16 protein-coding genes are annotated in these 16789 nt (G+C 40.1%); 7 read left to right on the top strand and 9 right to left on the bottom strand.

What is annotated here, in order from left to right; all coding sequences use genetic code 11:
- The first annotated feature begins 52 nt into the window (after positions 1-52).
- The 3 genes from cysI to H4J63_RS00460 all read left to right on the top strand — a co-directional run bounded on the left by cysI (position 53) and on the right by H4J63_RS00460 (position 3228).
- Positions 53-1750, top strand: a complete 1698-nt coding sequence (cysI, locus tag H4J63_RS00470; protein WP_076926058.1) for an assimilatory sulfite reductase (NADPH) hemoprotein subunit — start codon at positions 53-55, stop codon at positions 1748-1750.
- 43 nt (positions 1751-1793) lie between these two features.
- Positions 1794-2534: a phosphoadenylyl-sulfate reductase gene (locus H4J63_RS00465; protein ID WP_182193757.1), complete on the top strand. Its 741-nt coding sequence runs from the start codon at positions 1794-1796 to the stop codon at positions 2532-2534.
- A gap of 145 nt (positions 2535-2679) precedes the next feature.
- The gene (locus H4J63_RS00460; RefSeq protein ID WP_024603798.1) at positions 2680-3228 is read left to right on the top strand and encodes a DUF4124 domain-containing protein; all 549 of its coding nucleotides are present in this window, start codon (positions 2680-2682) and stop codon (positions 3226-3228) included.
- Here H4J63_RS00460 and H4J63_RS00455 read toward each other — a convergent pair whose 3' ends face one another.
- The 4 genes from H4J63_RS00455 to H4J63_RS00440 all read right to left on the bottom strand — a co-directional run bounded on the left by H4J63_RS00455 (position 3229) and on the right by H4J63_RS00440 (position 7468).
- Positions 3229-3483 (bottom strand): hypothetical protein, encoded by a 255-nt coding sequence (locus tag H4J63_RS00455; RefSeq protein WP_024603799.1) that lies wholly within the window; start codon positions 3481-3483, stop codon positions 3229-3231.
- Positions 3484-3603: 120 nt separating this feature from the next.
- Positions 3604-6348 (bottom strand): aconitate hydratase AcnA, encoded by a 2745-nt coding sequence (gene acnA / locus H4J63_RS00450; RefSeq protein WP_024600016.1) that lies wholly within the window; start codon positions 6346-6348, stop codon positions 3604-3606.
- 205 nt (positions 6349-6553) lie between these two features.
- Positions 6554-6982, bottom strand: coding sequence for a hypothetical protein (locus tag H4J63_RS00445; RefSeq protein WP_182193755.1), 429 nt, complete (start codon positions 6980-6982; stop codon positions 6554-6556).
- 102 nt (positions 6983-7084) lie between these two features.
- A complete protein-coding gene (locus H4J63_RS00440; protein ID WP_076926063.1) occupies positions 7085-7468 on the bottom strand; it encodes an RNA-binding S4 domain-containing protein in 384 nt (127 codons plus the stop codon).
- A 256-nt stretch (positions 7469-7724) separates the two neighbouring features.
- Here H4J63_RS00440 and H4J63_RS00435 point away from each other — a divergent pair, with 256 nt between their 5' ends.
- Both H4J63_RS00435 and H4J63_RS00430 read left to right on the top strand, forming a co-directional pair.
- Positions 7725-8012 (top strand): hypothetical protein, encoded by a 288-nt coding sequence (locus H4J63_RS00435; RefSeq protein ID WP_024596967.1) that lies wholly within the window; start codon positions 7725-7727, stop codon positions 8010-8012.
- A 55-nt stretch (positions 8013-8067) separates the two neighbouring features.
- Complete coding sequence (locus H4J63_RS00430; RefSeq protein ID WP_076926064.1) at positions 8068-8733, top strand: hypothetical protein; 666 nt, start codon at positions 8068-8070, stop codon at positions 8731-8733.
- Positions 8734-8742: 9 nt separating this feature from the next.
- Here H4J63_RS00430 and H4J63_RS00425 read toward each other — a convergent pair whose 3' ends face one another.
- The 5 genes from H4J63_RS00425 to glnA all read right to left on the bottom strand — a co-directional run bounded on the left by H4J63_RS00425 (position 8743) and on the right by glnA (position 13826).
- Positions 8743-9201 carry a cyclic nucleotide-binding domain-containing protein gene (locus tag H4J63_RS00425; protein ID WP_010554789.1) on the bottom strand — a complete coding sequence of 153 codons (459 nt, stop codon included), beginning with the start codon at positions 9199-9201 and terminating at the stop codon, positions 8743-8745.
- A gap of 29 nt (positions 9202-9230) precedes the next feature.
- Positions 9231-10616: a nitrogen regulation protein NR(I) gene (gene ntrC, locus H4J63_RS00420; protein ID WP_182193753.1), complete on the bottom strand. Its 1386-nt coding sequence runs from the start codon at positions 10614-10616 to the stop codon at positions 9231-9233.
- A 14-nt stretch (positions 10617-10630) separates the two neighbouring features.
- Positions 10631-11701 carry a nitrogen regulation protein NR(II) gene (glnL, locus tag H4J63_RS00415; protein WP_024603877.1) on the bottom strand — a complete coding sequence of 357 codons (1071 nt, stop codon included), beginning with the start codon at positions 11699-11701 and terminating at the stop codon, positions 10631-10633.
- Between the two features lie 82 nt (positions 11702-11783).
- On the bottom strand, positions 11784-12305 hold the full coding sequence (locus H4J63_RS00410) for a DUF4124 domain-containing protein (RefSeq protein ID WP_024603878.1): 522 nt from the start codon (positions 12303-12305) through the stop codon (positions 11784-11786).
- Between the two features lie 114 nt (positions 12306-12419).
- The gene (gene glnA, locus H4J63_RS00405; RefSeq protein WP_024603879.1) at positions 12420-13826 is read right to left on the bottom strand and encodes a glutamate--ammonia ligase; all 1407 of its coding nucleotides are present in this window, start codon (positions 13824-13826) and stop codon (positions 12420-12422) included.
- A 507-nt stretch (positions 13827-14333) separates the two neighbouring features.
- On the opposite strand from glnA, the gene typA reads away from it, so the two are divergent.
- Both typA and H4J63_RS00395 read left to right on the top strand, forming a co-directional pair.
- Positions 14334-16157, top strand: coding sequence for a translational GTPase TypA (gene typA / locus H4J63_RS00400; protein WP_002961123.1), 1824 nt, complete (start codon positions 14334-14336; stop codon positions 16155-16157).
- Positions 16158-16371: 214 nt separating this feature from the next.
- Entirely contained in the window at positions 16372-16689 is a 318-nt protein-coding gene (locus H4J63_RS00395) for a hypothetical protein (protein ID WP_076926067.1), read from the top strand.
- Positions 16690-16789 lie beyond the last annotated feature (100 nt).

The following is a 16789-nucleotide window of genomic DNA, read 5'->3' as shown; positions in this document are numbered from 1 at the left end:
TTATTTTATTTAACAGCTAACAGCCGTCACTGTAACAAATTTAGGATTTAAAATGAGCGAACAAGATAAAAACGTAAAACTTTCTGATAACGAACGTTTGAAAAGAGAAAGTAACTTTTTACGTGGCACCATAGAAAAAGATTTAAAAGATGAAATTACTGGTGGTTTTACTGCCGACAACTTTCAGCTAATTCGTTTTCATGGCATGTACCAACAAGATGACCGCGATATACGTGGTGAGCGTGCTAAGCAAAAGCTAGAGCCGCTACATAATGTAATGTTACGTGCACGTATGCCTGGCGGTATTATTAAGCCAGAGCAGTGGCTAGCAATCGATAAGTTTGCAGATGACAAAACAAGCTACGGCAGTATTCGTTTAACAACGCGTCAAACGTTTCAGTTTCATGGTGTATTAAAGCCTAATATTAAAGGCATGCACCAAATGCTTGATAGCGTAGGTATAGACTCTATTGCTACAGCGGGTGACGTTAACCGTAATGTGCTTTGTACTACTAACCCAGTTGAGTCTGAGTTACATCAAGAAGCTTACGACTGGGCTGCAAAAATTTCTGAGCATTTATTACCAAAAACGAAAGCGTATGCCGAAATTTGGTTAAATGGCGAAAAAGCAGAAACCACAGAAGAGCCAATTTTAGGGTCTAATTACTTGCCGCGTAAATTTAAAACAACGGTAACTATTCCACCTAACAACGAAGTTGATGTGCATGCGAATGACTTAAACTTTGTGGCAATTGCTGATAACGGCAAACTTGTTGGTTTTAACGTATTAGTGGGCGGTGGCCTTGCAATGACGCACGGCGATACCGCAACTTATCCGCGTAAGGCTGATGACTTTGGCTTTATTACGCTAGAAGATACCTTAAAAATTGCAGAGCATGTTGTATCTGTGCAGCGCGATTGGGGTAATCGTTCAAACCGTAAAAATGCAAAAACTAAATACACACTAGACCGTGTAGGTGTTGATGTATTTAAAGCAGAAGTAGAAAAACGCTCAGGCGTTACGTTTGCACCAAGCCGTCCGTTTGAGTTTACTCACCGAGGCGATCGCATTGGTTGGGTTGAAGGCATTGATGGTAAGCATCACTTAACGCTATTCATTCAAAGTGGTCGTATTTTAGACTACCCAGGCAAACCGCTTAAAACAGGTTGTCGTAAAATTGCAGAAGTTCACCAAGGTGACATGCGTATGACGGCAAACCAAAACTTAATTATTGCGGGTGTACCTGCAGATCAAAAAGCCGTGATTGAAGAAATTGCACGTAGCCATGGCTTAATTGATGACAAAGATTCGCAGCAACGTAAAAACTCTATGGCGTGTGTTTCACTGCCAACGTGCCCACTTGCAATGGCCGAAGCAGAGCGTTACTTACCAAGCCTAGTTGAAAAAACTGAAGCATTACTTGCTAAGCACGGTATACCAGATGACAGCATTATTATGCGCGTTGTTGGTTGCCCGAACGGCTGTGGCCGCGCAATGCTAGCCGAAGCTGGTTTAGTGGGTAAAGGCCCAGGTAAGTACAACGTTTACCTAGGTGGTAATTTAGAAGGCACACGTATTCCTAAATTGTACCTTGAGAACGTAGGCGAAGACGTTTACCTAGAAGCATTCGATAAGCTAATTGGCCAATGGGCAAGCGAGCGCAATGACGGTGAGTGTTTTGGTGACTTTGTTATACGCAAAGGCATTGTTGCTGAAGTAAAAGTATCAGTAACCGATTTTCACGCTTAATTAAATACCAGCGCTTTGGCGCTGGTGAGGTTTGGAATTTACCATGAGTGAATTTAAAAACATTTTACAGCTAGATAAACAAAGCCAAACGGCTATGTTAGCTGATGCTAATGGTTTACTAGCGAATATGAGCGCAGAACAGCGTGTTGCATGGGCGCTTGATAACTTGCCTAATACGGCTTTTTTATCATCTAGCTTTGGTATTCAAGCGGCAGTAATGCTGCATTTAATGACCTCACAACGTCCAGATATTCCCGTTGTATTAACCGATACAGGCTATTTATTTCCTGAAACGTATCAGTTTATTGAACAAATGAGTGAGCGTTTATCACTAAACTTAAAGGTGTATAGAGCGCAGCTAAGCCCAGCATGGCAAGAAGCTAAGTTTGGTAAGTTGTGGGAGCAAGGCGAGGACGGCATTAAGCAATATAACCAGCTTAATAAAGTTGAGCCGATGACCCGCGCACTTAAAGAGATAGAAGCGGGCACGTGGTTTAGTGGTTTGCGTCGCGATCAATCATCTACACGTGCTGATAAACAGTTTGTAGAAATAAGCCGTGGTACCGTTAAAGTGTACCCGATTATTGAATGGTCTAACCGCGACGTGTATCAGTATCTTACTAAGCACGATTTACCTTATCACCCATTATGGGAACAAGGTTATGTGTCGATGGGTGACGTACATACAACACGTAAGTTAGAACCAGGAATGACAGAGGAAGAAACTCGCTTTTTTGGTTTAAACCGAGAATGTGGACTACACATGGATGGTGACGGTATTTAACGTCACTACGATGTAGTTAAATCGCAAATAAAAACGCAGCTTCGGCTGCGTTTTTATTTTCTTTTATTCGGGTACAAAAAATTGCCTAATTAAGTATTTTTTATTAGACTCAAGGCATTAAAGGATTAATTAAAGCAGGAACGCTATGAAATACTTTACCTACTTAGCTATATCAATTATGGCTATTGCAGTCATCTCTTTGTTTTATTTAAAAAAGCCCGATGGTCAAACATGGCTTTCTGCATCATCAATTAGCAGTGAATCTCAGCAAATTAAAGAAAGAATGGTCGCGCTATCTAGCAGTACTTTGGACCAAGCAGTGCAGGGCGTTCAGCAAGCTGGCGATAAAATTGCGAGCAGTATTTCTGATGAACCAATTGCTGCAAATGCTACCTCAAGTGGTAAAATTTTTAAGTGGCAAGACGAAACAGGCCAATGGCACTTTTCTGATACACCTAACCCACATGCAAAAAGTATTGAAGTAAAACTCGATCCTAAAGATATTACTGTTATTGCTGCAGAAGACACGTCTATTTTAAATACCTCTCCAAGTACAAATACAATGTCGGCTGCACCAGAGGGGATCAGTATTTTGAACCCAGATTCGGTTAAAAAGCTATTTAATGACGCCGAAAATGTAAAAGACAAACTAGAAAAACGTAATAAAGAAATTAATAATTTAAGTGCACTTTAATTATTTAGAGTGAGTGCTTTTATGGTTTTTTAAATAACGTTTTTCGGCTTCCATCAATAATACTGTTAAATATATTTTAGTGGGAAGCGACAGCAGCACGCCTACAGCAATGCATGCCGCCGCTATAGTTATTCCTTTAATACCATGCTCGACAGTAAAGTAGTTCGACACAATTAACGTATGGGCAGTCACGATATGGCACAACCCAAGCACTATTGATGTTTTAAGCAGCCTAATTATCATTGTTTGCGACATAGTTACCTCAGTAGGCACGCTTTAAATGCTTAGCATTGATTTAAGACAACAAACAGCAAATATAAAAAAGCCCAGCTTATTACTAAACTGGGCTTTTAGATGTATTAACTACTGTCTTTGTTAGTCGAGCATATTACGCAGTACATATTGTAAAATGCCGCCGTGTTTGTAGTAATCCCACTCTTTAGGGGTATCAATACGTACATCAGCACTCAAGGTTACTTTTTTACCTTCGGCATTTGTAGCAATAACGGTTACTTCATCGGTTTTATCGTACAGGCCATCAATATCAAATTGTTCTTGCCCTGTTAACCCGTGTGACTCGTAGCTTTCACCTTCTTTAAATTGCAGAGGTAATACACCCATACCAATTAAGTTAGAGCGATGAATTCGCTCATAGCTTTGTGCTACAACCGCTTTAACGCCTAGTAAAAGTGAGCCTTTGGCCGCCCAGTCACGAGATGAACCCGTACCGTATTCTTTACCCGCTAAAATAATGAGAGGCGTATTATTTTTTTGATACTCCATAGCTGCATCGTAAATGCTTGCTAAATCGTTTTCTGGTTGTGTACGTGTTACACCGCCCTCAGTACCCGGGGCAAGTAAGTTTTTAAGACGTACATTGGCAAACGTGCCGCGCATCATTACTTCGTGATTACCACGGCGTGAGCCATACGAGTTAAATTGCGATTTTTCTACACCTTTCTCTTGCAAGTATAAACCTGCTGGCGCTTCTGCTTTAATAGCACCTGCTGGAGAAATATGGTCAGTAGTTACTGAATCCCCAAGCTTAGCTAAACAACGTGCGCCCTCAATCGTTGGAATACCCGGAGGTTCTACTTTCATACCATCAAAAAATGGTGCTTTTTTAATGTAGGTAGATGCGTCATCCCAATCATAAAGTTTGCCATCAGGTATTTGAATTTGCTGCCAGCGGCTATCGCCTTCGTAAACGTTAGCGTAGCTTTTTTCAAACATTTCTTTAGTTACTGTTTCTTTAACTAGGTCGCTCACTTCTTTAACGCTTGGCCAGATGTTTTTAAGGTAAATATCGTTACCATTAGCATCTTGCGCAAGGGGTTCGTTGTATACGTCAATGTCGGTTCTGCCGGCAATGGCATAGGCTACAACAAGTGGAGGTGAGGCTAAAAAGTTCATTTTCACATCTTGGTGAATACGCCCTTCAAAGTTACGGTTACCCGATAAAATAGAGCTAACCACTAATTTATGCTTTTGAATCGCATCTGATATTTCAGTCGCTAGTGGACCTGAGTTGCCAATACACGTAGTACAGCCATAGCCTACCAAGTTAAATCCTAGGCTTTCTAGGTCGTCCATCAAGCCTGCTTTTTCTAGGTAGTCGGTAACTACTTTAGAGCCTGGTGCAAGGGATGTTTTAACCCAAGGTTTTACATTAATGCCTAATTGCTTCGCTTTTTTAGCGACTAAGCCTGCGGCTAAAATAACACTTGGATTAGAGGTATTGGTACAGCTGGTAATTGCGGCAATAACACAAGCGCCATCATTTAGCTCAAACTCTTGGCCTTTAAATTTAACTTTAGCGGCACCCATAAACTGTGCTTCGTCTACTGGCTCATCTGGATTTGTTGTTGGGCCTTCACTTTCAATACGAGCTTGCTCTTCATCGCTTTTGTCGCGACGAGCCATACGCTCATCTTGAAAGCCTTTTAAATGCTCGCCAATTACTTCACCCGCTTTATTTAGGGCAATTCTATCTTGTGGACGTTTAGGGCCTGCAAGGCTTGGTACAACATCGTCTAATTTAAGTTCGAGTGTATCGGTGTAGCTCGCTTCGTCGCCATCGTTACGCCATAAACCTTGGTGTTTAGCATAATCTTCAATTACCTTTAGGTGTTTTTCGTCGCGGTTTGTTAAGCGAAGGTAGTTAATGGTTTCATCATCAATCGGGAAAATACCACACGTAGCGCCGTATTCTGGTGCCATATTCGCTATGGTTGCTCTATCGGCAAGTGGTAGGTCGGCAAGGCCGTCACCATAAAACTCTACAAATTTACCCACTACACCATGGTTACGCAGTATTTCGGTTACTGTTAATACTAAATCGGTTGCGGTTGTACCTTCAGGTAATCTGCCGCTTAGCTTCATACCGACTACTTGTGGAATCAATAAACTAATTGGCTGACCAAGCATAGCCGCTTCGGCTTCAATACCGCCTACGCCCCAACCAAGTACACCTAAGCCATTAATCATGGTTGTATGAGAGTCGGTACCTACGAGAGTGTCTGGGTAAGCGAATTTTTTGCCATCGCGCTCTTCATTAAAAACAACACGGGCTAAATACTCTAAATTCACTTGGTGAACAATACCGGTTGCTGGTGGCACTACTTTTAAATTATCAAAAGCGGTTTGTCCCCAGCGTAAAAATTCGTAACGTTCTTTATTTCGGTCATATTCAAGCTTGGCATTTAAATCAAATGCACCATCATTACCATAACCATCTACTTGTACCGAATGGTCAATAACAAGTTCAGCTGGCGATAACGGATTTATTTTTGCAGGATCGCCACCTAGTTTTTCCATTGCGTCACGCATCGCGGCTAAATCAACAATAGCGGGTACACCGGTGAAATCTTGCATAACTACGCGAGCTGGAGTAAAGGCAACTTCAGATGCAGGTTTTGCTTGAGGATCCCAATTAAGGAGGGCTTGAATGTCTTGTTCTTTAATATTTGCGCCGTCTTCGTTTCGAAGAAGGTTTTCAAGTAATACTTTTAAGGAGAAGGGCAATCGTTTCGCTTTGTCGCCAAGTCCTTTTAGAGAATGAATATGATATTGCTCACCGTTTATTGTGAGCTGATGTTGGGTATCGAAACTATTATTCATTATTTGCCCCTTTATGAATTATAAAAATATTTTGAAGAGTGACCTCTGTAGTACTTGAGTTGCAAAGTGCATACCAATGTAAAAAGCTGTCTTTAGAGAACGAATTTTATACAATTATTATAGTAGAGATGATGCTGAAAAATTTAATTTCAAGAGATGATTTGAAAGACGAGGTAAGGTCAAAAGTTATTTTGACCTTTATTAATTACTGTAACCAACCTTGTTGCTTAGCTTTAATACTTAAATAAAGTAGAGCAATGGCAATTATGATTACAAAAACAGGCATAAATACAGCACTTGCGCCAAGCAGCTCAATACTGTTTATAACTACAAAGTTATAGTACTGCTGTAGTAAAATAGCACCGAGCGACAGTGCAAAAGTAGGTATTGCCAGCGCGTTTTTAGTAAGTAGAAACAGACAACCCAAAGTGCTTCCAAATACAGCTATAGCAAAGGCAATAGTTGACCAAATAGGAACGTTAGAGTAGGCAGCTTGTTGATCTAGCGGTAGTTTACCTATCATTTCGGGTGTCATCATCATGTGCATAGCAAATGCAATAACGCCAAGTAAGTTCCATACAAGTGCCGCCCATACAGCGGGTTTAAACCAGGTGGCTGGTGTGTTTTGTGACATATTATTACCTTGTTTTTATTATTATTAGCTAGGTAATTAAAGAGCAAAAAGGCCAACTATACAAGGTGGCCTTTTTATATAAAAAGAGGGTTTTTTAAATACTTAACCAAATGAAATAGGACGACGACCTGTTTTATCGTCAACTTTTGGCTTTTTAGTGCGCTTGCGCTTAGCTTTAGCTGGCTGATTTATTGGTTGTGGTGCAGCTTGCTTTGATTCTGCTTGAGGTTGTGCCGCAGGTTTTTCTGCAGGAACTGCATCTTCACTTAACGCAAGTTGAAAAAACTCACCATCGAATTCTAGTACATCGCCACTGTATAATTTTTTCCGCTTTATTGTACAAATTTCATGGTTAACACCCACATAGCCTTCAGTGATTAGGTTTTTAGCTTGGCCGCCACCTTCAACTAAGTTTAATACTTTTAATAATTTACAAAGCTCAATCGGCTCTTCTTCTAACTCTATTTCTATATATTCTTCGTTCATATTTGCTCTCGGTGGGGTAACGCACAGGCTTTAGTATAAAGGCTTACAGCGACTTTTGCACCAAAGCAAGTAACTTTAGATAGCTGTAATACACAATTAGTTATGAAAGTTTTTAGGTATTTTATCTGTCTTTAAAAAAACTGAAGCAATTAAAAGTTAAGCTTCGTTGCAATCTTTTTTACGTATGGCTCGCTAATTGCTAAAACTCTGGCGGATTAATCAATGTGTAATGAATACATATAAAACGGAGTAGAAAATGGGCGTAAGATTAGCAATGAAAAAAGAGCTAATGGGCTTAGATAATTCAGATATGTTGACCGCAGATGATGTTAGGTCACATCTTACTAATCAAGTAAAAGAGCAAAAGGAAAATGCTGAACGTGGTTTTTCTGTGATTTCAAAATTTAACGATCACCATAGTCGTTTAGTGAGTGGCGATATGAAAAAAAAATCGGTACTTGAATTTCAACGCCATCGTTTATTTAAAGAAGTTTTATACACCCGTAAAAGTGTTGATGCGTGGTTAGATAGCCAAACAAATTAAATTGCTATAAATAGTTACCTTTAATAGACTACAATTGTAATTTAAAAGGGTAACTATGAAAAATGGAATTTTAATATGTGTGTTGGCATTACTATTAGCTGCGTGCCAACAACCTACCGTGTATGTATTTAGTGAAAACTTGCAAGATGAACAGCGCAACCAGCTCGATGCTGCGCTAAAAGCACAATCGCTCTCTTATGAATATGTAGAGCTGGCAATCCCACCTGACTTTGGTGAAGCCACATTACTCTTATCAAGTGATAAGATTTATTCTAAAGAAACTGAGCAACTTGCGGCTATAATGCAGGGGCTAGGTTACGAGCCACAAGTTAACTATACAACGCGTTCAAATCATTTTTATGGTGATGGCAACATAGGTTTTTATTTAAAAAATGTAGTGGCGGGTACAACCTTTGTTATGCCTAAAAGGTTACGAACAACTCAATGCAGCGAAGACAAGTACAATGATTTACTTGTCACATTTACAGATAAATATGCTGACTTTACCTTACCCAGTGGCGCTGTTGTAAGGTTAGGTTGGGAGTTTTTATACGGTTACGTTGTCATTTATTACAAAAATTATTCGCAAACATACAGCCACTCGCAACCACTTGTAAATACCCCCTTTGGTGCCAAGCCTTCAGATACTTACACTTTTACTGCGCACGTTAATAAGCCCAGTTGGCTTGATTGCTCATTGCAAATTGTTTATATGGATTGAGTGATAGAGTTAACCGTGAGTTTCTATATGTTCACTAAGTTTTGCAATACGCAAACTCATACCTTCTATAATTCGGTCTTTAATTTTTTCACGGATAACATTAGGTAAGCGGGTGAGTGCTTCAGGGGTAATAGCAAGAACTATGCTGTCGGTTTTGGCGCGTGCGCTAGTGCTGCGCTCTCGGTTATTTATAAAAGCGCCTTCACCTATAAATTCACCTGGCTCTATAGTACCAAGTTCTAGCAAATGATTATGTTTAAATACTAATAGCGCGCCGCTAAGTACAATATATAAGCGCTTGTCGTTATCGTATTGCTTAAATAAAAACTGATGCTGGCTTACTAAATATAACAGGCCGAACGACTCCAATAAGACTTGGCGCTCGCTGAGCGTAAATTCCTTAAAAAAGTGCAGCCTGTTTATAATTTCCATTTGTTTGAATAATGGAATATGTTCGATTAGCTTCATCAATAACCAAATGTGTTAAAAGCGTTTAATCAGCTAATATTGCGCTCTTTTAATTTTCGGGTCAACGTGTTGCGTCCCCAACCAATTTTTATAGCAGCATCTTGCTTATGACCAGAACAATTAGCCAGGGCGGTTTTAATTAAACGAGTTTCTAGCTGGGCTTGAATGTCAGGCCAAATATTTTCTTTGCCTTGTTTAAGCTCTTGATTAAGCCATTGCTGAAACGCATCTAGCCAATCACCTTCTTCTTGGGTTGGCGAAGCATCCAGAATCTCCGGTGGTAAGTCTTGCTCGCTTACAAGCTCACCTGGCGCCATAACTGTTAGCCAGCGACACGTGTTTTCTAATTGGCGTACATTGCCTGGCCAATTAAATAAACGTAATTGCTCAGTCGCTTTAGGGCTCAGCACTTTGCTTTCTACTTGTAGTTCTTTAGCACTTTTATGTAAAAAGTGCTGCGATAAGCTTTCTATATCTTCAGTGCGCTCTCGGAGAGCGGGTAAACGTAGGCGCACAACATTAAGACGATGAAATAAATCATCCCTAAACTTGCCCTGTTTAACTAAATCTTCAAGGTTTTGGTGAGTAGCCGCAATAATACGGACATCTACTTTTATACTTTGATGGCCACCAACGCGATAAAATTCACCATCGGCAAGTACGCGCAATAAACGTGTTTGTACATCAAGTGGCATATCACCAATTTCATCTAAAAACAGTGTGCCGCCATTGGCTTGCTCAAAGCGGCCTTTACGTACGCTATCTGCGCCCGTAAATGCGCCTTTTTCGTGGCCAAATAACTCTGACTCAACTAGCTCTTTTGGAATGGCTGCCATGTTAAGTGCAATAAATTGATTTTCTTTACGTGGACTATGGTTGTGCAGGGCGCTGGCGACAAGTTCTTTACCTGTGCCAGATTCACCATTTATTAATACGCTCATGCTAGAGGCCGATAGTTTACCTATCGCTCTAAACACTTCTTGCATAGCGGGTGCTTCACCAATAATGTGGGCACTTTTTGGTGGAGCTTGCTTTCGCTTAGCTTTTTTAGTGGAGTTTGCTCTGCACGCGCTCTCGACTAGCGCCACTGCTTCGTTTAAATCAAACGGCTTAGCTAGGTATTCAAAAGCACCTTTTTGGAATGCATTAACTGCAGAGTCCAAATCTGAGTGGGCAGTCATTATAATAACTGGCAGCCCAGGGTTTTGCTCTGCGATAAGTTCAAGCAACGCCATACCATCCATGCCTGGCATTCTAACGTCAGAAACTAAAACAGTAGGTTGGCTAAACTTTAGTGCGCTTAGTACATCTTGCGCATTAGCAAAGCTCTCCGTGTTAAACCCTGAACGGGTTAGTGCCTTTTCAAGTACAAAGCGAATTGAGGCATCATCATCTACAAGCCAAACTGTTTTCATGCAAACTCCAAACATTAATCTGCAAAGGGCAGATAGATATTAAATTCAGTATGTCCAGGCCAGCTATCGCATTCTATATAGCCATCATGTTGATCTATCAGCGTTTGCGCTATTGAGAGTCCTAACCCTGAGCCATCTTCTTTATTGGTGATCATAGGGTAGAACAGTGTTTCACGTACACTGGGATCAATACCTGGTCCGTTATCAGATATTTGGATCAACAAGGCTTTTTTAGGTGCTTTACCTGGGCGACGATGCTGATGATTAATGCGGGTTTTTATTGTTATTTCACCGCCATTTACAAGCGCCTGCTGAGCATTTCGAACAATGTTTAATACTACTTGCTGAATTTTACCTTGATCAATGTATACATCAGGAATGCTTGGGTCGTAATCCTTAACCAAGCTAATGTTAGAACAATTATCTAACGTACTTAGTCGTGCAACTGATTCAAGTGATTGATGTATATTGCCATACGATTTTTGCGGAAGCTGATTTGGCCCTAAAAGCCTATCTACTAATTCGCGTAATCGGTCAGCTTGCTCAATGATAAGTTCAGCACATTGGTCTCTTTCTTGTTGATCAACCTCATACTGCAATAACTGCGCCGCTCCGCGAATTCCACCTAAAGGATTTTTAATTTCGTGAGCTAAGCCTCTAATTAGATTTCGGGCTGCTTGGTATTGATGCATTTGATTAGACGCTTGGTCGTGCTTAATTTCGTCATCAGTTTGGCGCCACTCAAATAAAATATAAAGTGAGCCATCAAACTTAATTTGTCGTGTACTTACGGCTACTTTTGCATGGCGAGAATCGCTAAAAACCACGTCAGCTCTGTGCTGCTGGCAATCTACACCTTCAACTAATGAGTATTGTTCTATACGCTGCAAATCGATTGAATGGTAATTAAAAAGACTGTCGAAAGGCTGATCTAATAGGCGCTTGTTACCAAGGCCAAGCAGTTCGCTAGTACTGGTATTGGCATAGACAACGGTGAAGTTTTTATCAAGCAACATGATAGCGGTTGTTTGATTTTGCCAAATAGCATCGAGTAGCTCAGGGCTAAAGTTTTTATTATTAATCATAGCTGCACCATTTTAGTGCGTTGATGTTTGCAAGCAAGTTATACGGTAAAATACACTGCTGCACGATTAGTAATACCCCAATTTAATTACTTAGGCTTAGCCCTTTTCGGTGCATAAAAAACATACAGGGCTCGCTTGTAGCAATAACTTGGTTTTTACTATTAAAAAGCTTTAATTGTAGTGTGTGCTGACCACGTTCTACATCCCTTATTGCAAAGGTTGAGCTGTCACTGGCAGGGCCGTGTGCTTTACCATCAATAAAAAGTTGTATAGTAAAACCAGTTTCAAAGCGCGGTTTTATTCGGCTAGTAACATAAACAGTGCCGGTATTTTCACGAATAGTCTGGTTATGATCAGGTGAGGAAATGGCAATACTAAAGGCCGCTTGTTGAGGCTGGGGTTGCTCGTCAAAAATGTCAGTATTTGTTGCAGGCATATTAAGATCTTGGCTGGTAAGCTTTACCTCTTTAGCACCTCTATGAGGGGTGTCAGAGAACACTAATACGCCATTTTTATCTTTCCAAGCGTATATTTTTGTTTCACCGGCATAACCATAATTACTTAATCCTAAAGTAATTAATAGTAATAAAATCTTGTTATTCACTCTGCAGCCCTGCATTTTTATCGGTAACTTAACTTTAGTGGAGATTGACTAATTTTACCATTAAAAAAGCCCGCAAAGCGGGCTTGAGAACACACATATTTTTTACAGCTTATATTAACAGCTGTAGTACATTTCAAACTCAACTGGGTGAGTTGTCATGTTAAGCTTTTCAACTTCTTTAGACTTAAGTTCGATGTAAGCATCGATTAAGTCGTCAGTGAATACGCCACCTTGAGTTAAGAATTCACGGTCTGCGCTAAGTGCAGATAGTGCTTCGTCAAGTGATGCTGCAACAGTTGGAATTTCTGCTGCTTCTTCAGCTGGTAAGTCGTATAAATCTTTATCCATAGCATCGCCAGGGTGGATCTTGTTTTTGATACCATCAAGGCCAGCCATAAGCATTGCTGAGAAAGCAAGGTATGGGTTAGCTGTTGGATCCGGGAAGCGTACTTCAATACGACGACCTTTTTCAGATGGAACCACTGGGATACGGATTGATGCAGAACGGTTACGTGCAGAGTACGCAAGCATAACTGGTGCTTCAAAACCTGGTACTAAACGTTTGTACGAGTTAGTAGATGCGTTTGCAAAAGCGTTAATTGCTTTAGCATGCTTAATGATACCGCCAATGTAGTAAAGTGCATCTTCAGAAAGACCGCCGTACTTATCGCCAGCAAAAAGGTTAACACCGTCTTTAGCAAGTGACTGGTGACAATGCATACCAGAACCGTTATCACCAACAACTGGCTTAGGCATAAACGTTGCTGTTTTACCGTATAAGTGAGCCATGTTATGGATAACATATTTCATTTCTTGGATTTCATCCGCTTTTAATACCATTGTATTAAAGCGAGTAGCAATCTCGTTTTGACCTGCTGTTGCAACTTCGTGGTGATGTGCTTCTACTACTTGACCCATTTCTTCTAGAACTAGACACGTAGCTGAACGCCAATCTTGGAAGTCATCAACAGGAGCAACTGGGAAGTAACCGCCTTTAATACCTGGACGGTGACCTGTGTTGCCATCTGCATATTCTTTATCTGAGTTCCAAGCAGCTTGCTTAGAATCAATTTTGTACATAGAACCAGACATATCTGATTTGTATTTAACGTCGTCAAATACGAAAAACTCTGGCTCAGGGCCAAATAAAACTGTATCTGCAATACCTGTAGAGCGCATGTAATCTTCAGCACGCTTAGCAACAGAACGCGGGTCGCGCTCATAACCTTGAAGTGTTGAAGGCTCTACTACGTCACAACGTACGATTAATGTTGATTCTTCAGTGAAAGGGTCTAGTTTGATTGATTCAGCAACTGGCATTAATACCATGTCTGATTCGTTTATGCCTTTCCAGCCTGCAATTGAAGAACCGTCAAACATTTTACCGTCTTCAAAAAAGTCTTCATCAACTTGGTGATGAGGAATAGATATATGTTGTTCTTTACCCTTAGTGTCAGTAAAGCGTAAATCAATGAACTTGACGTCATTTTCTTTAATAAAATCTAAAACCGATTGTGACATGTGTCCTCCAACTATTGGGTTTTGTTATTGCTGCATAATTGCTTTGGGATTTACTAAGCTGATTTTGTGCCATTTTTATAACTAGCTGTTTATAAATTAAAAAAATATCGTTGCATCAAAATGGAATGTACAAACGCACTATATTGGTGCGTAAATTTTCCTTTTTGGTGCAAAATTTACAGGGCACAATTTGCTGCTAATTTAATCGCTCGGAAATAGCATAACCTAAATGCAAAAGAGTACCAAAAAGATCAGCAAAATAGCCAAAAAGGCTGTTTTTCAAAAAAAATTTGAAATTTAATTCATATAATTGTCATATATAAAACAGATACTTAGTAAAAGTATTGAGAAAGTTTTGAAATTTATATTGGATAAACTTTCATCCATGTCATTAATGAGGGATAATATGCGCCCTTTTAAATCCTATGCTGGGACATCTCGCGAAAGCGTGGATGAGTGCGTAGATCTTGCAGGATCAATGAGAATTTAATTTCTCTGAGTAAATATATGAGCATCGAACAGTTAAGAAATATAGCGATTATCGCGCACGTTGACCATGGTAAAACAACACTGGTTGACAAACTACTTGAGCAATCAGGTACATTAGAAACACGCGGCGGTAACGAAGAGCGCGTGATGGACTCAAACGACATTGAGAAAGAACGTGGTATTACCATTTTGGCTAAAAACACAGCCATTTCTTGGAATGACTACCATATCAATATCGTAGATACCCCGGGACACGCCGATTTCGGTGGTGAAGTTGAACGCGTACTTTCGATGGCTGACTCAGTATTATTACTTGTTGATGCTCAAGAAGGTCCAATGCCGCAAACGCGTTTCGTTACGCAAAAAGCATTCGCGCAAGGCTTAAAACCAATCGTCGTTATCAATAAAATTGATAAGCCAGGCGCTCGTCCAGATTGGGTTATGGATCAAATCTTTGATTTATTCGACAACCTTGGCGCGACTGACGAACAGTTAGACTTTAAAGTAATCTACGCTTCAGCAATCAACGGTTGGGCAACACTAGATTTAGACGAACCATCAGACAACATGGAACCTATGTTCAAGATGATCGTTGAAGAAGTATCACCACCGGATGCAGATCCTGAAGGTGACTTCCAAATGCAAATTTCTCAACTAGATTACAACTCTTATGTTGGTGTAGTTGGTATTGGTCGTATAAAACGTGGTTCTGTTGCTCCTAACCAACAAGTTACTATTATCAGTGCTGATGGCACTACACGTAATGGTAAAATTGGTGCAGTACAAAGCTACCTAGGTCTTGAGCGTATCGAAACTGATAGAGCTTACGCTGGTAACATCGTAACTGTAACAGGTATTGGTGAGCTTAAGATTTCTGATACAGTTTGTTTCCCAGGAAACGTTGAAGCATTACCACCACTAAGTGTTGATGAGCCAACTGTAACAATGACATTCTCTGTAAATAACTCACCTTTCTGTGGTAAAGAAGGTAAGTTTGTAACGTCACGTAATATCCGTGAGCGTTTAGACAAAGAATTAGTACACAACGTAGCACTTCGCGTTGAAGATACTGCTAGCCCAGATAGCTTCCGTGTTTCTGGTCGTGGTGAATTACACCTAGGTATCTTAATCGAAAACATGCGTCGTGAAGGTTACGAGCTTTCAGTTTCTCGTCCAGAAGTTATCTTACGTACTGTAGATGGCGTTCTAGAAGAACCGTTTGAAACAGTGACTATTGACTGTCAAGAAGAGCATCAAGGTTCTGTTATGGAACAAGTTGGCCTACGTAAAGGTGAACTTACTAACATGACTCCAGATGGCAAAGGCCGTATGCGTTTAGACTTCATGATCCCAAGCCGTGGTTTAATTGGTTTCCAAACTGATTTCATGACGCTTACTTCGGGTTCTGGTCTTATGTACCATACGTTCGATCATTATGGTCCTCATAAAGGTGGCGCTATCGGTGTTCGTAAGAACGGCGTAATGATTGCAAACGCAACTGGTAAAGCACTTACTAACGCATTATTCAACTTACAAGAGCGCGGCCGTTTATTCATCGGTCACGGTGTTGAAGTATACGAAGGTATGGTTATCGGTATTCATAACCGTGATAACGACCTTACAGTTAACGCCCTTAAAGGCAAGCAGTTAACTAACGTACGTGCATCTGGTACTGATGAAGCGCAAACGCTTTCTCCGCACCTTAACTACTCACTTGAGCAAGCGCTTGAGTTCATCGATGATGACGAGCTAGTTGAAGTTACTCCACTAAACATTCGTATCCGTAAGAAACACCTTACAGAAAACGAACGTAAACGTGCGGGTCGTGCACCTAAGTCATAATCTATTAATTTAGAATAATGATTTTAAAAGCCGCTGTATTGAAAAACACAGCGGCTTTTTTGTGAATAATAGTTAGCGAGAGAAGAGCTGTAAGCTCTCAGGTTAGAAGAACATCGCGGTTGGTTCGATACCGTTAAACAGTTTTTAATATTGAACCTAAAAAAGGTATTAAGTTATTATCAAAGCTATATTTAATATGTGAGAGTAAGCTAGTGTGAATACCGAAAATGAAATGAAGGCAAAACTAGAGATAGAACATATTGCTGAACTGCAAAAATATAAAGATGAATTTGAAACGTTAGGAAAAAATGATTGGGGCTTGAAAGATCTCATATCAATTTTTTTACCGTTTGTTTTGTTATCAATTGCTAATAGCTTCTATGATATTGAAACTGAATTATTTCAAATAATATGTTTTATTTTCCTTGCTTCAGCTGTGGTGCAGGGAATGATTAGGGAGCAAACCAAAAAAACAAATCGCAGAATTGATTTGCTTCTTAAAATTATTAAACATGAGCAAAAGGGTGGCTGAAATTAGCTTTATATTAGGGCGCAGCGCTCTTTGTCTAAGCAAAAACGTGCTTGAGAATTAGATAATCGATATTGCAAAGTCTCTGTTTTTGTTGGTAGGA

The sequence above is a fragment of the Pseudoalteromonas sp. 5Ae-yellow genome (assembly GCF_014077565.1).
Lineage (GTDB): Bacteria > Pseudomonadota > Gammaproteobacteria > Enterobacterales > Alteromonadaceae > Pseudoalteromonas.
The sequence above is the reverse complement of the archived record's forward strand: the minus strand, read 5'-3'. Positions and strand labels throughout refer to the sequence as shown.

Excerpts from the sequence above, each read along its gene's own strand:
- glnA (WP_024603879.1), bottom strand. The coding sequence starts at position 13,826 with ATGTCACAATCGGTTTTAGATTTTATTAAAGAAAATGACGTCAAGTTC.
- glnL (WP_024603877.1), bottom strand. The coding sequence starts at position 11,701 with ATGATTAATAATAAAAACTTTAGCCCTGAGCTACTCGATGCTATTTGG.
- ntrC (WP_182193753.1), bottom strand. The coding sequence starts at position 10,616 with ATGAAAACAGTTTGGCTTGTAGATGATGATGCCTCAATTCGCTTTGTA.
- H4J63_RS00435 (WP_024596967.1), top strand. The coding sequence starts at position 7,725 with ATGGGCGTAAGATTAGCAATGAAAAAAGAGCTAATGGGCTTAGATAAT.
- H4J63_RS00440 (WP_076926063.1), bottom strand. The coding sequence starts at position 7,468 with ATGAACGAAGAATATATAGAAATAGAGTTAGAAGAAGAGCCGATTGAG.
- acnA (WP_024600016.1), bottom strand. The coding sequence starts at position 6,348 with ATGAATAATAGTTTCGATACCCAACATCAGCTCACAATAAACGGTGAG.
- H4J63_RS00425 (WP_010554789.1), bottom strand. The coding sequence starts at position 9,201 with ATGAAGCTAATCGAACATATTCCATTATTCAAACAAATGGAAATTATA.
- cysI (WP_076926058.1), top strand. The coding sequence starts at position 53 with ATGAGCGAACAAGATAAAAACGTAAAACTTTCTGATAACGAACGTTTG.
- H4J63_RS00445 (WP_182193755.1), bottom strand. The coding sequence starts at position 6,982 with ATGTCACAAAACACACCAGCCACCTGGTTTAAACCCGCTGTATGGGCG.
- H4J63_RS00460 (WP_024603798.1), top strand. The coding sequence starts at position 2,680 with ATGAAATACTTTACCTACTTAGCTATATCAATTATGGCTATTGCAGTC.
- H4J63_RS00465 (WP_182193757.1), top strand. The coding sequence starts at position 1,794 with ATGAGTGAATTTAAAAACATTTTACAGCTAGATAAACAAAGCCAAACG.
- H4J63_RS00455 (WP_024603799.1), bottom strand. The coding sequence starts at position 3,483 with ATGTCGCAAACAATGATAATTAGGCTGCTTAAAACATCAATAGTGCTT.
- typA (WP_002961123.1), top strand. The coding sequence starts at position 14,334 with ATGAGCATCGAACAGTTAAGAAATATAGCGATTATCGCGCACGTTGAC.
- H4J63_RS00430 (WP_076926064.1), top strand. The coding sequence starts at position 8,068 with ATGAAAAATGGAATTTTAATATGTGTGTTGGCATTACTATTAGCTGCG.